The 13,586-nt window shown below is 73.1% G+C and carries 13 protein-coding genes; 8 read left to right on the forward strand and 5 right to left on the reverse strand.

Annotation, left to right across the window (positions count from 1 at the left end):
• Positions 1-41: 41 nt before the first annotated feature.
• On the forward strand, positions 42-293 hold the full coding sequence (locus GNZ18_RS10840; RefSeq protein ID WP_156216092.1) for a hypothetical protein: 252 nt from the start codon (positions 42-44) through the stop codon (positions 291-293).
• On the opposite strand, the gene GNZ18_RS10845 is transcribed toward GNZ18_RS10840, so the two are convergent.
• From GNZ18_RS10845 to GNZ18_RS10855, 3 genes are all read right to left on the reverse strand, one after another.
• Positions 290-688, reverse strand: coding sequence for a VOC family protein (locus GNZ18_RS10845; protein WP_156216093.1), 399 nt, complete (start codon positions 686-688; stop codon positions 290-292). The two genes, GNZ18_RS10840 and GNZ18_RS10845, sit on opposite strands and share 4 nt — an antisense overlap.
• Before the next feature lie 77 nt (positions 689-765).
• On the reverse strand, positions 766-2,520 hold the full coding sequence (locus GNZ18_RS10850; RefSeq protein ID WP_156216094.1) for a glycoside hydrolase family 3 protein: 1,755 nt from the start codon (positions 2,518-2,520) through the stop codon (positions 766-768).
• 109 nt (positions 2,521-2,629) lie between these two features.
• The gene (locus tag GNZ18_RS10855) at positions 2,630-3,817 is read right to left on the reverse strand and encodes an extracellular solute-binding protein (protein ID WP_156216278.1); all 1,188 of its coding nucleotides are present in this window, start codon (positions 3,815-3,817) and stop codon (positions 2,630-2,632) included.
• 192 nt (positions 3,818-4,009) lie between these two features.
• On the opposite strand from GNZ18_RS10855, the gene GNZ18_RS10860 reads away from it, so the two are divergent.
• From GNZ18_RS10860 to GNZ18_RS10885, 6 genes are all read left to right on the forward strand, one after another.
• On the forward strand, positions 4,010-6,550 hold the full coding sequence (locus GNZ18_RS10860; RefSeq protein ID WP_156216095.1) for a sensor histidine kinase: 2,541 nt from the start codon (positions 4,010-4,012) through the stop codon (positions 6,548-6,550).
• A gap of 6 nt (positions 6,551-6,556) precedes the next feature.
• On the forward strand, positions 6,557-6,934 hold the full coding sequence (locus GNZ18_RS10865; RefSeq protein ID WP_156216096.1) for a DUF742 domain-containing protein: 378 nt from the start codon (positions 6,557-6,559) through the stop codon (positions 6,932-6,934).
• Positions 6,915-7,532 carry a GTP-binding protein gene (locus GNZ18_RS10870; RefSeq protein ID WP_156216097.1) on the forward strand — a complete coding sequence of 206 codons (618 nt, stop codon included), beginning with the start codon at positions 6,915-6,917 and terminating at the stop codon, positions 7,530-7,532. The genes GNZ18_RS10865 and GNZ18_RS10870 overlap by 20 nt, the downstream gene beginning before the upstream one ends.
• Before the next feature lie 32 nt (positions 7,533-7,564).
• Positions 7,565-8,629 carry a galactose-1-phosphate uridylyltransferase gene (galT, locus tag GNZ18_RS10875; protein WP_214617161.1) on the forward strand — a complete coding sequence of 355 codons (1,065 nt, stop codon included), beginning with the start codon at positions 7,565-7,567 and terminating at the stop codon, positions 8,627-8,629.
• A gap of 200 nt (positions 8,630-8,829) precedes the next feature.
• Positions 8,830-9,741 (forward strand): WD40 repeat domain-containing protein, encoded by a 912-nt coding sequence (locus tag GNZ18_RS10880; RefSeq protein ID WP_156216098.1) that lies wholly within the window; start codon positions 8,830-8,832, stop codon positions 9,739-9,741.
• Positions 9,732-10,265 carry an HAD domain-containing protein gene (locus GNZ18_RS10885; protein ID WP_156216099.1) on the forward strand — a complete coding sequence of 178 codons (534 nt, stop codon included), beginning with the start codon at positions 9,732-9,734 and terminating at the stop codon, positions 10,263-10,265. The genes GNZ18_RS10880 and GNZ18_RS10885 overlap by 10 nt, the downstream gene beginning before the upstream one ends.
• A 53-nt stretch (positions 10,266-10,318) precedes the next feature.
• Here the strand turns inward: GNZ18_RS10885 and GNZ18_RS40805 are convergent, their stop codons facing one another.
• Positions 10,319-10,462, reverse strand: coding sequence for a hypothetical protein (locus tag GNZ18_RS40805; RefSeq protein WP_173390723.1), 144 nt, complete (start codon positions 10,460-10,462; stop codon positions 10,319-10,321).
• A 274-nt stretch (positions 10,463-10,736) separates the two neighbouring features.
• Between GNZ18_RS40805 and ybiA the strand changes: the two genes are divergently transcribed.
• The gene (gene ybiA, locus GNZ18_RS10890; protein ID WP_312874424.1) at positions 10,737-11,261 is read left to right on the forward strand and encodes a riboflavin biosynthesis intermediates N-glycosidase; all 525 of its coding nucleotides are present in this window, start codon (positions 10,737-10,739) and stop codon (positions 11,259-11,261) included.
• Here the strand turns inward: ybiA and GNZ18_RS10895 are convergent.
• Positions 11,258-13,414: a terpene synthase family protein gene (locus GNZ18_RS10895; RefSeq protein WP_156216101.1), complete on the reverse strand. Its 2,157-nt coding sequence runs from the start codon at positions 13,412-13,414 to the stop codon at positions 11,258-11,260. The genes ybiA and GNZ18_RS10895 overlap by 4 nt on opposite strands.
• Between the last annotated feature and the right edge of the window lie 172 nt (positions 13,415-13,586).

The raw sequence follows: 13,586 nt of genomic DNA on the forward strand, positions 1-13,586 counted from the left end.
GCCGACGCGGTCGATCGTGTGTTCGAGTAGGGTGTGCTGTCGTGCTGGTCAAAGGGGCGGGCGGCACCCGCGAACACGTTCCGTTCCTGTGCCCGCGGGGGCACCGGCTGGAGGCCGGACGGGTCATCGTCGGGTGGTCGCCGTGCGTGTGCCCGCCCTGCTCCGGACGGGGCCGGGGGCTGCGCGGGCACCGCACGTACCTGTGCCTCGCCTGCCGGGACGAGCATGTGACGACCAAGTGCTACCTGCCGCACCATGTGCCGTCCCTCGGCGCGGACTTCCGCTGGCCCTAGCGGCGGGGGCGGTGGGCTCGGATGTCCACGGGGCGGCCGTCGGGGTCGCGGGCCGTCATCGTCCACTGCGTGGGCAGTGTCTCGATCTCCGCGACCGGGTTGCCGGAGCCCAGGATCCGCTCGCGGACCTCATGGAGTTCTTCGTAGGTTCCGACCCGCAGTCCCCAGCCCGCTCTGCTCAGGGGGTCGAGGCCCGTGGTGGGGGCGGTGGCGGTTTCGACGATCATCAGGTGGTCGTTCTCGCCGACGTCGAGGACCGCGACCCGGGGGTCGGGGGGAGTCGCGGCGCGCTCGAACGCGAGCCGTGCTCCGAGCAGATCGGTGTAGTACGCCACGAGCCGGTCGAGGTCGGTCGTGGACAGCGTCACGTGGTTGATTCCGTGGAGATCGGGCATCGTGGCTCGACTCTAGTGCGGCCGCGGCCGCCCGGCGGGGCGCCGGAGGCGGGCCCCACCGGGACGAGCGCTGGCACTCAGCCTTCGTAGCGGAGGCCGTGGCCGTAGGAGTAGAGGCCCGCGATGGTGACGGGGAGGCGGCCGCCGGGCTGGGTGCCGAAGACGACCTTGGCCGCGGCCTCGTGCATGGTCTGGTCGACGCGCAGGATGCGGGCCGTCGTGCCGTAGGTCGCCACGTACGCCTTGACGTGCGGATAGGACCTGATGTCGTAGGGCAGGCCGATGGCGATCGCGGCCACGGGCCTGCCGGTCGCCTGGAGCGCGCGGACGAGTTTGGCCTGCCCCTCGGGGAGTTCGCCCGAGGAGTACGTCGCGACGAGGACGCGGTCGGCCCCCTCGGCGCGGCGGACGGCCTCGGTGATCTCGGCGTCGGACGGGTTTGTCGTCGCCGACTGCCAACTGGTCACCGCGCCCGCGGACGCGGCGGCCACCTCCTTCGCGAACGGCTCGACCTGCGCGGCGCCCGCGACGAACGTGTGGTCGCGGGCGACCGGGTCGAACGGCAGCACGCCGTCCTCGTTGCGGACGAGGGTCGTGCCCGCGACGCCCATCGCGAGGGCGCGGCTATGGAAGCCCGTGTTCCCGCAGACGCGCTCGGCCGCGCGGGGGCTCACGTAGCGGTGGTCGAAGACGTCGTAGTCGCACTTCAGGGCCAGGATGCGGCGGACCGACTCGTCCACCCGGGCGCGGGAGAGCCTGCCCGCGCGCAGCGCGTCCAGCAGCGCGCCGACCGCGTCCACGTGGGTGGAGAACTCGCCGGTCGACATGATGATGTCGGCGCCCGCGTTGACCGCCATGACCGTGGCCTCGCGGACGCCCCAGTTCTTCGCGATCGCGTCCATGTCCATCGCGTCGGTGACGATCAGGCCCTTGAAGCCCAGGTCGCCGCGCAGCAGGCCGGTCAGCACCTTCGCGGAGAGCGTCGCGGGCAGGTCCGGGTCGATGGCCTTCACGACGACGTGCGCCGTCATGATCGACTCGACGCCGGCGGTGATCGCGGTGCGGAACGGGGGGAGGTGGACGCGGTCGAGCGTCGCGCGGTCGTACTCCACGGCGGGCAGGCCGAGGTGGCTGTCGGTCTTGGTGTCGCCGTGCCCGGGGAAGTGCTTGGGCGTGGAGATCAGCCCGGCCCGGCGGTAGGCGCGCACCTGGGCCTCGACCAGCTCCTGGACGAGTTCGGTCCGCTCCCCGAACGAGCGGACGCCGATGATCGGGTTCGCGGGGTTGGTGTTGACGTCGGCGTCCGGCGCGTAGTTCCAGTGGAAGCCCATCGCGCGCGCCTCGGCGGCGGTGATGGCCGCCGCCTCCCGCGCGTACCGGGCGTCGCGGGCCGCGCCGAGGCCCATCGCGTTGGGCAGGGGCGTCGTGCCCTCGCGGACGTTGTGCGTCGTCCCGAACTCGAAGTCGCCCGACATCAGCAGCGGCAGGCCGAGCCGCGTGTCCTGCGCCCACCGCTGCACGCGGTTGGAGTAGCGGGCGGCGAGGCCCGGCGTGCGCGGCTCCGAGGTGATCACAGAGCCGATCTTGAGGTCCTGGAGGGAGCGGCGCGTCTCCTCGTTGGGCAGGCCGTCAGGGCCGTCATGGGTGACCGCCATGACCATCTGACCGATCTTCTCCTCGTCGGTCATCCGCGCCAGGATGGCCTCGGGGTCGCGGCGCCGCTTCGGCGCCGCCTCCGCGAAGGCCGCCTGGGTGAAAGCCGTGGGCGCCAGCGCGATGCCGAGCGCCGCCGTCGTGATCGTGGACACCGCGGCCCGCCGTCCGATAGTCATCCCGCCTCCAGTTCGGTTGCCTACCGGTCTAGACCAGGCGATCCGCCTCTCGAAGGCAATGGAGAAACCTGCCAAGATCAGGTGAACGCGCGTTCACCGAACCGGGCGGTCAGCCCTTGATCTGCGTCCATGCCTCCGCCCAGCGGGAGTACTCCACGCACTTGGACCCGCGGTCGTCGCCGCAGTCCTTCGTCGGCGTCCGCCAGAAGGCGAGGCGCCGGTAGAAGCCCGGGTCGCCGACGTGGTAGGTCGCGCAGAACCCGCGCGCGGTGTACGCGCACGCCTTCGGGTTCGCGGGGGCCTCGCCGAACCACTGCGCGACCTGCGCCTGGACGCGCGGCGTGGCCATCCAGCTCATCCACTTGTACATGCAGTTGGGGTGCTGCGCCTTGGACGAGATCATCCACGTGTCGGACCATCCCGTCGCGCCCTCGGACGGCAGCGTGGTCGCCACCGGCGCCTTCTCGGTCGCGGCGAGGTTCGCGGTGACCTGCCAGGCCGTCCCCGCGTAGTTGTCGGCGCTCTTGAACGACTGGAGTTCGTCGAGGTAGTTCGCCCAGTACTGGTTCACGTTGGGGCGCTGCCGCCGCAGCAGCTCGACCGCCGCGTCGAACTGCTCGCCGTCGAGGGCGTACACGTCGCGGATCTTCAGGTCGGGACGGTGCGCCTTGAGGTAGAGGGCCGCGTCCGCGATGTAGATCGGGGAGTCGTAGGCGACGACGTGCCCGGCGGCGGGGGAGTCGGGCTTCCACACCACGTCCCACGACGTCGGACGCTGCTGGAGCTTGTCCGTGCGGTACATCAGCATGTTCGCGCCGTAGCCGTGCGGGACGCCGTACATGCGCCCCTTCACCGAGTTGTACGGCTGCTGCTTCAGGTACGGCGCGATGTCGTCGTACCCGCTGACCAGGCCCGTGTTGACGGGCGCGACGGTGCCGCCGTAGATCAGCCGCAGGCTCGCGTCGCCGGACGCCGAGACGCCGTCGTAGCGTCCCGTCCGCATCAGCGCGACCATCGAGTCGGAGGTGTCGGCGACCTTCGCCGCGACGTGGCAGCCGGTGGCCCGGGTGAACGGCGCGACCCAGTTGACCTTCCTGTCGTTCGACCCGTTCTCGGCGTAGCCCGCCCACACGACGAGGTCGAGCCGGCCCTCCCCGGCGCCCACGTCCTGCTGCATCGGGACCTCCGGGACGGCGGCGACCTTGCCCTCCCCGCCGCCGCATCCGGAGGCCAGTGCGGCGGCGGCCGACAGCACGGCGGCGAGCTGGAGCGTCCTGCGGCGCGGTGTTCGACCCATCACGTCGAAGGATCGTAGGGGTATTTCGGGCATTCCCGCATACATAATGTGATGATCTGGAAACTGTCGACACACGGCGGCGTGCCGTCCTAGGCTCTCCTGCGTTCCGCGCACCCGCCCGCCGCGTTCCGCGCCGCACCGTCCCCGCCGCCGACCGAAAGTTCAGCCGAAGTGCCACAACCAGGCCGCCCCGTGGACTCCTCCGCCGAGCAGCGGCGGGCCGGTCCGAAGGCCGCGCGTTTCCGCTCCATCCGCTTCAAGGTCATCCTGATGGTCACCGTCTCGGTGGTGTCGCTGGGCGTCCTGTGGGCGTTCGCCGCCAGCATCGCGCTGGGGGAGGGGCTCAACCTCCGGCACGTCGAGTCCGTCCAGGACCACTACGGCTACCCCTCCGGCGCGCTCGGCAGCGCGCTCCAGAACGAGCGCCGCCTGTCGATGGTCTACCTCGGCGGCCGCGCCGAGGGCGACCGCGCCGCGATGGAGTCGGGGCGGCTCGTCACCGACCGGCAGGCCGAGCTGTTCCGCTCGCTGGTCGCCGACAAGGGCGCGCGGGGCGCCGCGCCGCCGCAGGTCGGCCGGCTCGCCGACAAGATCATCGGCGAGCTGGACGCGCTGGCCGCCGGGCGCCGCTCGATCGACTCCGGCGCCACCGGCCGGGCCCGCGCGTTCGCCGACTACAGCGCGCTGCTCGCCGACGTCGGCTCGCTCCAGGGCTCGCTCGCCACCCTCGACAACTCCGAGGTCGCCAAGGACGCCCGCAACCAGGCGTCGCTGACCCGGGCCCGCGAGACGCTCGCGCAGGAGGACGCGCTGCTCGCGGGCGCGCTCGCCGCGGGCCGCATGACGCCCGCCGAGCACGCCCAGTTCGTCAAGCTCGTCGGGACGCAGCGCGCCCTGTACGGGTTCGCGGCGGCGGAGCTGCGCCCGGCCGACCAGGCGTACTACCAGCGCGTCGTCGGGATGCCCGAGTACACGCGGCTCCGCCTGCTGGAGGACCGGTTCGTCGGGTCGCTGCGGCTCGTCCGACCCAACGGCACGCCCGGCGTGCTGTGGAAGACCACCGCCGACTCCAACCTGACCCGGCTGCGCGGCCTGGAGCTGTCGGTCGCCGCGAGCGCGGAGCGGCGCGCCAAGCCGATCTCCGACGGCATCATCACGCGGGTCGTGCTGGCCGGCGCGCTCGGGCTCGTCGCGGTCGTCGCGTCCCTGGTCATCGCCGTGTGGGTGGCGCGCTCGGTGGTCCGCGAGCTGGCCCGGCTGCGTCGCGAGGCGATCGACCTCGCCGACGCGCGGCTGCCCGGCGTGATCCGCAGGCTGCGGCGCGGCGAGGAGGTCGACGTCGCCGCCGAGGCGCCGCCGCTGGCCTTCGGCGCCCGCGAGATCCACCAGGTCGGCGAGGCGTTCAACGCCGCCCGCCGCACCGCGATCCAGAGCGCGGTCGAGGAGGCGGCGCTGCGCCGCAACGTCAGCGAGGTGTTCGTCAACCTCGCCCGGCGCAGCCAGACGCTGCTGCACCGCCAGCTCAAGCTGCTGGACGCGATGGAGCGGCGGATGGAGGCGCCCGACGACCTGGAGGACCTGTTCCGCGTCGACCACCTCGCCACCCGCATGCGCCGGCACGCCGAGGGCCTGATCATCCTGTCCGGGCAGCCGCCGGGGCGCGGCTGGCGCAACCCGGTCGCGATCGTGGACGTGGCGCGCGCCGCCGCGTCCGAGGTCGAGGACTACACCCGCGTCAACGTCGCGCCGATGACCCGCGCCGCGATCGTCGGACCGGCCGTCGCCGACGTCATCCACCTGCTCGCCGAGCTGGTCGAGAACGCCACCGCGTTCTCGCCGCCGCACACCACCGTCCAGGTGCAGGGGCAGGCCGTCTCGCACGGCTTCACACTGGAGGTCGAGGACCGCGGCCTCAGCATGGACGAGCCGAGCCTCGCCGCCGCCAACGAGCGGCTCGCGACCGCCGCCGAGTTCGACCTGTCCGACAGCGCGCAGCTCGGCCTGTTCGTCGTCGGGCGCCTCGCCCGCCGGCACGGCATCAAGGTCACGCTGCGCACGTCCCCCTACGGCGGGATGACCGCGATCGTCCTGCTGCCCGAGGAACTCGTCGTGCGCGGCGACGGCGACGGCCTGGAGGACACCGACGCTCCGGCCCTCACCACGCGCCGTGCGCAGGACGCGCTGGTCCCGGCGGGCGTCGTCGCGCGGCCGCCGACGCCGAGCGGGTCGGTGCTGCAACTCCCGGCGGGACGGCACGCCGCCGCGCCGCCCCCGACGCCGACGCCGGCACCGGCCCCCGCGCCCATGCCCGCGCCCGTGCCGGAGCCGCCGTCCGAGTCCGAGGCGACGGGCCCGCGCCCGGTGTTCGAGGAGCCCGCGCAGGGCCCGCTCCCGCAGCAGCGGCAGGCGGGCACCGCGTGGGGCGAGCGGCGCGACCCGTCCTACGAGGCGGAGCTGGAGCGGTCCCGGTCCACGCCGCAGCGGCTGCCGCGCTCGCCGCGCGAGGTGCGGCGGCGCCCTCCCGGTGCGGGCTCGGCGGAGCGTCCGCCGCTGCCCAAGCGCGTCAAGCAGGAGAACCTCGCCTCACAACTGCGCGAGGAGGCCGCCGCGGCCCCGCCCGCCCCGGAGCCGCGTCCCGGCCGCTCGCCCGAGCAGCTTCGGGCGATGATGTCGTCGATCCAGCAGGGCACCCGGCGCGGCCGCGCCGAGACCCTCGACAACGAGGAATCGTGACGGGCGATGAGCGGTGCTGGCAGCGAGTGGATCGATGAGGAGGCCGGGCCGATCGTCCGGTCGTACGCGCTCACGCGCGGGCGCGCGCGGCCGGCCACCGGCGAGACGTTCGACATGATCACGATCGTGTCGACCGAGGCCAGACCCCGGTCGGGCTCGCCGGGCCTCGGCCCCGAGCACCTGGACATCCTGGAGATGTGCCTCCAGCCGCAGCCGGTCGCCGAGATCGCCGGCCGCATGCGGCTGCCCCTGGTCGTCGTCCGCGTCCTGCTGGGCGACCTCCTGCACCACCGGCTCATCGCCGTCACCCGTCCCCAGCCGGAGAGCACGCTCTCCAAGGAACGCCTGCTCAGGGAAGTGCTCCATGGCCTCCAAGCCCTCTGACCCCGCGGCCGCCCCCGCACCGGCCGCCGCGCCGGTCGCGGTGAAGATCCTCATCGCCGGCGGGTTCGGGGTCGGCAAGACGACGCTCGTCGGCGCCGTCAGCGAGATCCGCCCGCTCCAGACCGAGGAGCTGCTCACCGACCAGGGCGTCGACGTCGACGACACCGCGGGCGTCGAGCAGAAGACCACCACCACGGTCGCGATGGACTTCGGCCGCATCACGATCCGCGACGGGCTCGTCCTCTACCTGTTCGGCACCCCCGGCCAGGACCGCTTCTGGTTCATGTGGGACGAGCTGTCCTACGGCGCGCTCGGCGCCGTCGTGCTCGCCGACACCCGCCGCCTCCCCGACTGCTTCCCGGCCGTCGACTACTTCGAGAGCCGCGGCCTGCCGTTCGTCGTCGCCGTGAACCGCTTCGACGACGGCTACGACTACACGCCCGAGGAGATCCGCGAGGCGCTCGACCTCGGCGAGGCCATCCCCGTGCTGCTGTGCGACGTGCGGGAGCGGACGTCCGGCAAGGAGGTCCTGACGACGCTCGTGCGGCACGTCCTCGCCGTCCACCGGACGGAGGACCAGGGCGTTCCCGCCCTCTAGGCTGGGCCGGGTTCCCCGACGGATGAGGTGACGTGAAGGTCACGCGTACGCGCGCGCGGTTGTCGGACGGCCGCGAGATCCTCTACTTCGACGAGGCGCCGGGCCGGACGCCGGTGCCCGACCCGCGCGGCCTGCCGCCCGTCCAGCCGCTGTGCGAGGTCCGCCGCGACCCCCTCACCGGCGACCCCGTGACGGTCACCGCGCACCGCAACGCCCGGACGTTCCTGCCGCCCTCCGACCAGTGCCCGCTCTGCCCCGGCGGCCCCGCCTCGGAGATCCCGGACGCCGCCTACGACGTCGCCGTGTTCGAGAACCGCTTCCCGTCCTTCGACGCGCGCACGCCGGGCGTCCCGCCGGTGGTCGACGGCGCGCCGGTCCTCCGGCGCGCCAGAGGCGCGGGACGCTGCGAGGTCGTCTCCTTCACCGACGACCACGCCGCCTCGATGGCGCTGCTGCCGGTCTCCCGCGTCCGGACGGTCATCGAGACCTGGGCCGACCGCACCGCCGAGCTGTCGGCGCTGCCCGGCGTCGAGCAGGTGTACGTCTTCGAGAACCGGGGCGTCGAGATCGGCGTCACCCTGCACCACCCGCACGGCCAGATCTACGGCTACCCGTTCGTCACGCCCCGCACCGGCCGCATGCTGGCCATGGCCGCGCGGCACCGCGCGTCCGGCGGCGAGCTGTTCGCCGACGTGCTCGCGGCCGAACGGGCGGGCGCCCGCGTCGTCACCTCCGGCGAGCACTGGACGGCGTTCGTCCCCGCCGCCGCCCGCTGGCCCGTCGAGCTGCACCTGATGCCGCACCGCCACGTCCCCGACCTGGTCGCCCTCACCGCCCCCGAACGCGACGAGCTGGCCGTCCTCTACCGCGACCTGCTGCGCCGCTGCGACGCCCTCCACGGCGCGCCGCTGCCCTACGTCGCGGGCTGGCACCAGGCCCCGGTCGGCGAGGGCCGCGACCTCGTCCGCCTCCACCTGGAGCTGTTCTCCGTCCGCCGCGCCGCCGACAAGCTCAAGTACCTCGCGGGCTCGGAGTCGGGCATGGCCGCCTGGATCAACGACGTCCCCCCGGAGGACATCGCCGCCCGCCTGCGCTAGAGCACGCGGTGCCGCTCGTCCGGCACCGCGTTGCGGCGGGTGGCGGCGGGGCCGCCGCGGGACCGCTTCGTCCAGGCGACGCGGATCCGCTGTACGGCGATGTCCATCCGGTCATGGTGATGTGGCCTCGCCTCGACACGCCAGTGCTTTTCCCCCGCAGCCGGTGGAACGCCGGAACTTGTTGCCCTAATCTCCGTCGCATGCCCGCAAGCGTGCCGGCCGGCCCGCCGGCGCCCGGAATGTTCGACGGTGTCGCGGCGACGTCCGCCGGCGCCCCCCTCGCCTTCACCTCCCAGAGCGGGACGGGGGCGAACCTCGGCCAGGCGTGGGACCTCACGTCCGGCTCACCGCTCGGCCCGCCCGTCCCCGACTTCCCCGACGACCGCGCCGAATGGGCGTTCGGCCTCCCGGACGGCTCGCCCCTCGTCGCCTGGACGCGCCGCGACCGGATCCACGTCCACGACGTCCGCGCCGGCACCTACCTCACCCTCGAACCGGGCTGCGCCGCCCAGCCCGAACTCGTGGGCCTGTCCACCCACCAGGGACGCGGCGCCGTCGTCGCCGTCTTCGGCCCCGCGCACGACGCGGAGGTCCTCATCTGGGACGCCGCCACCGGCGACCGCCTCGCCGAGTTCGGCCTGTGGCTCGGCCACGGCTCGGCCCTGGACCGCCGCCTGCTCCCCGCGACGGGCCCGCTCCTCGGCCTGACCTGCGACGACCCCTGCCGCGTCACGGTGCTGGACGTGGAACGCGGCGAACAGGTCGCGACCCTGCCCTCCCTCGGCCCCCGCGCGGTGTTCACCCTCGACCGCGGCGTCCCGGTCCTCGTCCAACCGACCGCCTCGGGCCTGGTCGTCCGCCCCGTCGGCGGCGGCCCGGCCACGACGCTCCCCGCGCCGCACCCGTGCGACCAGCTCGCCGCCGCCTCGGTCTCCGGCCGACTCCTTGCGGTCGCCGACACCCCCGACGGCACCCTGCTGGTCTGGGACGCGGCGCGCGCCGTCCGCCGCGTCCCGCTGCCCGCCCCCGCCAACGACCTGGCCCTCGCCGCCGACGGCACCCTGGCCGCCGCCACCGACGCGGGCCTCTACACGATCCACCTATGCCCCTAGGCGACGTCCCGCGTCCGGGATCGCGCAGGACCCGCCCCGTCCTTTACCTGGACATCGACGGAGTCCTCAACCCGGACGCCCCCCGCGCCCACCACGAGGAGCACACGGTGGGCCGCCTGACCGTGCGCATCGTCCCGGCCCACGGCGGCTGGCTCCGCGAGCTCGCGGCCCGCTTCGACCTCGTCTGGGCGACGACCTGGGAGGAGCACGCCAACGAGCACATCGGCCCCCTGCTCGGCCTCCCCGAACTGCCGCACGTCCCGTTCTCGGCCTACGCCGCGCGCCCGGGAGACCCCCGCGTCCCGCTGCTCCAACTCCCGCACGCGCGCAAGTGGGCCCCGATCCTCCGCCACGCGGACGGACGCCCCTTCGCCTGGGCGGACGACATCATCCCCTGGACGATCAGACGCCAGGCCCTGCCCCACCGCCGCGCGCTCCGCCTCGTCCCCGTGAACCCCGCCCAGGGCCTCACCCGCCGCCACGTCGACCACCTCTGGCACTGGTCCACCCGATGGCCCCGCTGAAAACGCGACAGGGCCCGTCCGCGGGAGTGCGGACGGGCCCCGGAATGAACTGATCAGCGCGCGGCGAGTTCGTCCTCGGACACCGTGGACTCGGCGTCGGCGGTGCGGGCCGCCTGTTCGCCGTCGGTGTCCACCGGCCGCCGCGACGGCCAGGCGTCGAGCTTCGTGCGACGAGGGTTCGCCAGAGGGTTGTCCATCGCTGCTGCTGTCCTCCCATGACTACAGGCGGCCACGGACTCCAGGCATCCGGACCGACCGAAAAGGAAATCTTCCCCGATGACCCACCAGGTTTAGCAACATGGTCTAGACCTGGGCGCTGCCATCAGTAACAACACCACTCTCCCCTGCCATTCCGCTTACTACCGCCTGAGGGGTCGGGAGTGACGGAGATGACACCGGGGCTTATTCGATCGCCTCGCGGGGCGGGGGCGGCATATCGTCCTGCGGTCAGGGTTCCGGAGGGGGGGCACGGTGGAGAGCCGGTGGTCGGTGGACGCGTTGCGCGTCCGGGAGGAGCGGTTGAAGTTCGTGTTCTTCTGGCGCGAGACGGGGCCCGCCGGGTGCCTCAGCCAGTGGGCGCGGATCCCCTTCACCGTGGACGGGACGGCCTACGCCACCGCCGAGCACTACATGATGGCCGCGAAGGCGCGCCTGTTCGGGGACGAGCGGACCGCCGCGGCCATCGTGGAGGTCGGGCACCCGGCGCGGGCGAAGGAGCTCGGGCGGCGGGTCCAGGGGTTCGACGAGGAGGCGTGGGTGGCGCGCCGCCTCGGGATCGTCGTCGAGGGGAACCTGGCGAAGTTCGCGCAGCACGCCGAACACCGCGCGTACCTGGTCGGGACGGGGAAGCGCGTGCTGGTGGAGGCGAGCCCGCTCGACCGGATCTGGGGGATCGGGCTGGCCGCCGACGACGAGCGCGCCGAGCGGGTCGAGGAGTGGCGGGGGCTGAACCTGCTCGGGGAGGCGCTGATGAACGTGCGTGATGCGCTGGCCTAGGTGGTCAGGCGGAACGCCGAGGTGCCGAGGCCCGTGGGCTTGAGGAGGCGGGGCCGCGCCGGGGCGGTGCGCGCCGGGCGTTCGTCGTAGCGGTGGGTCTCGTGGTGCCACTTGTTGATGCCGGCCATCCAGTCGCGGAGTTCGTCGACGTAGGCGTCCAGGCCGGTGCGGGCGACCTCGTCCAGGCCGAGTTCGTCGGCGAGGACGGGCAGCTCGTTGGTCGCCAGGTGCTCGAACTGGTGGCGGCGGGAGGTCATCAGGTCGTTGACGACGCCGAGGGCCTCGTCGCGGCCGCAGCCGAGGAAGTGCTGGACGGCGAGGACGCCGTTGTTCAACTCGCCCTCGTACTCCATCTCCTTCTGGTAGGAGAAGACGTCGTTGGTCAGGCAGGCGTAGTCCATGGCGGCCGCGTCGATCTCGTTGAGCGTGCGGGTGCGGAAGACGTGCTCGGGGATCTCGCCCGCGTGCTCGATGCGGGAGAGGGCCATGGTCAGCTCGGAGCCGAAGGTGTGGCGGCGCATCTCCAGGTAGTCGACCGGGTCGGGGACGCGGGACTGGAGGTGGTTGTTCAGCTCCCAGAGCCAGCTCTCCACCATGTGCTCGACGGTGGCGCGGAACTCGCGGCGGCCGCGGTCGTTCATGGGGACGGCGGTGCGGTGCCACAGGTCGGCGAGGCCGGTCTCGAAGGGGTTCTCCGGGAGGGGCGTCGGCCCGCAGTCCAGCGGCATGAAGGCCGGGATGCGGGCGTTGAAGCGCTTCGCGCCGGCCATGTCGCGGTCGCGGTTGAACACGGCGGGGAAGTAGTCGTCGCCCCAGGTGCCCCAGGCGAGCCACTGGGTGGCGAGGTCGAGGGCCTCGGGGGTGGCGTCGGGGTCCAGGGACGCGGCGCAGATGGCGAACTCGAAGCCGGAGAGGGACTCGGCCGTCCACAGCGGCTCGGGGTGGCGGGGCAGCGGGTCGTACATGCCCACCTCGCCGCACCAGGTGATGACGTTCCGGCGGGCGCGTTCGCGGTGCGGGTTCACGCGCGCGACGTAGGGCATGTCGAACGCGGGCAGCGGCGTCGGGCCGACCTTCTGGTAGGGGACGTGCGGCACGCTGAACCGCGCCGACTTCAGCAGCCCCGGCAGGCGCGTCGCCGACATGCCGATCGGCGCCGCCCTGTTCATGTAGCGGCTGGAGCGCATGTGCCATTCCTGGCCGCCGGACTGCCAGTCCTGGAGGCCCTTGACGTAGGCGGCGAGGCCCGCGCGCTCGGCCGCGTCCAGGCCGTGCTCCTCCTGGAGCGGCGGCAGTTCGGTGAACACGGTGTTCTCGAACTGGCGGAGGCGGGAGGTCAGCAGGTCGTTGACGGTGTCGGCGGCGGCCTGCGGCGCGACGTCCAGGAAGTGCTCGACGACCAGGACGCTGTTGTTGATCTCGCCCTCGGTCTCGGTCTCGCGCTGGTAGGAGAAGATGTCGTTGCGCAGGTGGACGCCGTCGGCGAAGGTGTCCTTCAGGACGCGCAGCGCGCGGGTGCCGACCAGCCGCTCGGGGATCTCCGCGCCGATCGCCACCTCCACCAGGTCGGCCGACCAGGGCGCGCCGCCGACCTTGCGGCGCATCTGCACGTACTCGACCGGGTTCGGGACGCGGTCGCCGCTGATGTTCGCCAGTTCCCACAGCGACTCGCGGAGCAGGTTGCCGGTGCTCTCGGCGAAGCGGCGGCGCCAGGCGTCCGACCGCGACGGGACGGTCCGCGCCCACAGGTCGGTGAGCCCGCGCTCGACGGCGTTGACCGGCTCGGGCGGCGGGGCGTCCGCCATGAAGAGCGGCAGCCGGTCGAGGTACTCCCGGGCGCCCGCCTGGTCGCGCGGGCGCTTGAACACCTCAAGGAAGTGGTCGTCGAAGTAGAAGACCCACACGTACCAGTCGGTGATGAGGTCGAGCATCGGGGCGTCGCAGTCGGGGTGGGTGTAGGCGCACAGGAGCGCGTAGTCCATCGCGTCGAGCGCGGCCTCGTCCCAGATGTCGGGGGTGCCGGGGTCGCGGGTCTCGTCCAGCATGCCCATGTCGCGGGCCCACGCCCGGGTGTGCGCCCGCGCGCCTTCCAGGTGGGCGTTCAGCCGCGCGGGGTGGGGGACGTAGAAGTCGGGCAGCTCGAACGGTTGCATGGACCGGCCGGCCTCTCTCTCACGGGGGAGGGCGGCTCCGCGTCGCGGGAGCCCGGTTCCGCAACTTACAGCACCGGCGGGGTTGCGGATGGTGACAGCTTTGTGCCTTGATTCCTTCGCCTTTAGACGGGTAAGCCCCGGTCATGGGGAAGTCAGGCGAGGTTGCGAGGGC

The organism is Actinomadura litoris, assembly GCF_009733595.1.
GTDB classification, from domain to species: domain Bacteria; phylum Actinomycetota; class Actinomycetes; order Streptosporangiales; family Streptosporangiaceae; genus Spirillospora; species Spirillospora litoris.

Excerpts from the sequence above, each read along its gene's own strand:
- GNZ18_RS10850 (WP_156216094.1), bottom strand. The coding sequence starts at position 2,520 with ATGACTATCGGACGGCGGGCCGCGGTGTCCACGATCACGACGGCGGCG.
- GNZ18_RS10870 (WP_156216097.1), top strand. The coding sequence starts at position 6,915 with ATGGCCTCCAAGCCCTCTGACCCCGCGGCCGCCCCCGCACCGGCCGCC.
- GNZ18_RS10885 (WP_156216099.1), top strand. The coding sequence starts at position 9,732 with ATGCCCCTAGGCGACGTCCCGCGTCCGGGATCGCGCAGGACCCGCCCC.
- GNZ18_RS10895 (WP_156216101.1), bottom strand. The coding sequence starts at position 13,414 with ATGCAACCGTTCGAGCTGCCCGACTTCTACGTCCCCCACCCCGCGCGG.
- GNZ18_RS10855 (WP_156216278.1), bottom strand. The coding sequence starts at position 3,817 with ATGGGTCGAACACCGCGCCGCAGGACGCTCCAGCTCGCCGCCGTGCTG.
- GNZ18_RS40805 (WP_173390723.1), bottom strand. The coding sequence starts at position 10,462 with ATGGACAACCCTCTGGCGAACCCTCGTCGCACGAAGCTCGACGCCTGG.
- GNZ18_RS10865 (WP_156216096.1), top strand. The coding sequence starts at position 6,557 with ATGAGCGGTGCTGGCAGCGAGTGGATCGATGAGGAGGCCGGGCCGATC.
- GNZ18_RS10845 (WP_156216093.1), bottom strand. The coding sequence starts at position 688 with ATGCCCGATCTCCACGGAATCAACCACGTGACGCTGTCCACGACCGAC.
- GNZ18_RS10880 (WP_156216098.1), top strand. The coding sequence starts at position 8,830 with ATGCCCGCAAGCGTGCCGGCCGGCCCGCCGGCGCCCGGAATGTTCGAC.